This is a genomic window from Kitasatospora sp. NPDC059648, assembly GCF_042734825.1.
GTDB lineage: Bacteria > Actinomycetota > Actinomycetes > Streptomycetales > Streptomycetaceae > Kitasatospora.
Genome location: NZ_JBHWDU010000222.1, coordinates 1 through 1,722 on the forward strand (window position 1 = coordinate 1; position 1,722 = coordinate 1,722).

Consider the following 1,722-nt stretch of genomic DNA (forward strand, 5'->3'; position numbering starts at 1 on the left):
TATCGCTTCAACGGTGACTGGTCGAAGAGCGTTCGGAAGTGAGCCCGCGAGCACGGTCAACGGGCGGCTCCAGGCGGCTTCGGTTCGGTGGCCTGGTCGGCCGTGTCATACCAATCGCGGTGAGCGTGAGTTCGATTGCGGCAGCTCGGTCGGGTGATCTTGCCGCGTGCCGAGCATGAAGACAGGGCCTCTGGTGCAGCTCGGGGTTGTCGAGACCTTGAGCACGCCAGGAGGCCCTGTTGTCGCAGTTGTACGCCCTTGCGCCGGTCGGCTCCAACTCGGCTGCTCTGGAGTGTGATTGTCTCGCGCACCGGTTCGGGAACGCCGGAGACCGGCCGCACAGACGACCGAAGTATCCGTCCGACATGAGTGACATGGAATGGGCGGTGGTGCGCGACGCGATGCCGGTGCCGGGATGGCTGGAGGGCAGGGGTGGGCAGCCGGAGGGCTACTGCCACCGGCAGATGGTCGATGCGGTGCGCTACCTGGTCGCGGGTGGCATCACCTGGCGGGCGATGCCTGCGGACTTCCCCGCATGGGACCGCGTTTACGCGTTCTTCCGGCGCTGGCGGGACAAGGGCCTGGTCGGCGAGTTCCACGACCGGCTGCGGGATCGGGTCCGCGAGGCGGCGGGCCGCGATCCGGAGCCGACGGCGGGCATCATCGACGCGCAGTCGGTGAAGGGCGCCGCGTCGGTGCCGGCCACCACGCGGGGATTCGACGGCGGGAAGAAGGTGAACGGCCGCAAGCGTCACATCGTGGTGGACACCCTCGGGCTGCTGCTGACGGTGCTGGTCACCGCGGCCTCCGTCACCGACCGCGAGGCCGGCGGGACGCTGCTGGCCCGGCTGCGTCAGCGGCACTGGCGCATCACGCTGGTGTGGGCCGACGGCGGCTACACCGGGCGCCTGGTCGACTTCGCCCGCGACGTCCTGCGGATCGTGCTGAGCGTGATCAAACGCAACGACGACGTCGCCGGGTTCACCGTGCTGCCCAAGAGGTGGCTGGTCGAGCGGACGTTCGCGTGGCTGATGCGCTCACGTCGCCTCGCCCGCGACTACGAGACGCGCACCGACAGCTCGGAGGCGGTGATCCGATGGTCGATGAGCATGGTCATGAGCCGCCGCCTCGCCCGACAGGCACGCTGAACAATCCCGGGCTCGTCTCGATCAGCCAGCCCCGCGCGGCCAGGCGTTTCACCTTCGACCGCACCCCCTCCACCTTCGCCGGGACCTGCTCCAGGCCGAGTGCCACGGCGAGTTGCCGACAGTCCATCGTCTCCCCGCCCGACCCGCTGCCACCGGCCAGGATGTCCATGATCCGTCGGTAGTCCGGCGCCAGCACCGTCGGGACGAGCCCTTCCCGCCAGTGCGGCACCACCGAGCCGGGCACCGCCGCCGCAGACCGCACCGTCCGCTCGCCGGCCACCACGACCGGCGGCATCTCCCCGCCTGCGCGAGGTTCCGCCAGGACCTCGGCCACCGTCTCACGGGTGATCACGAACCGTTCCCACACGGCCTCCGCCTCCCGCAGCTCGGCCTGAAGAGCCTCCACCCGCCGCCGAGCGGCGCGTTCACGCTCTTCCAGCAATCCCATCACCGACGGCATCCCGGCACCTCCACCGAAGAGACGACACGACACCCCGTCCCTGCCGCCAAAACACCATCCCTATTCCTGACCAGCGGAAACGCACCCGTCACTCTCGGAAAGACAACGGCTTCT

At 69.5% G+C, this 1,722-nt stretch carries 2 protein-coding genes; one reads left to right on the plus strand and one right to left on the minus strand.

Going from position 1 to position 1,722, the window contains the following annotated elements; translation table 11 throughout:
* The first annotated feature begins 365 nt into the window (after positions 1–365).
* Positions 366–1,148 (plus strand): IS5 family transposase, encoded by a 783-nt coding sequence (locus ACFV1W_RS40570; protein WP_380422593.1) that lies wholly within the window; start codon positions 366–368, stop codon positions 1,146–1,148.
* Here ACFV1W_RS40570 and ACFV1W_RS40575 read toward each other — a convergent pair.
* Entirely contained in the window at positions 1,114–1,608 is a 495-nt protein-coding gene (locus ACFV1W_RS40575; RefSeq protein ID WP_380422595.1) for a hypothetical protein, read from the minus strand. The genes ACFV1W_RS40570 and ACFV1W_RS40575 overlap by 35 nt on opposite strands.
* Positions 1,609–1,722 lie beyond the last annotated feature (114 nt).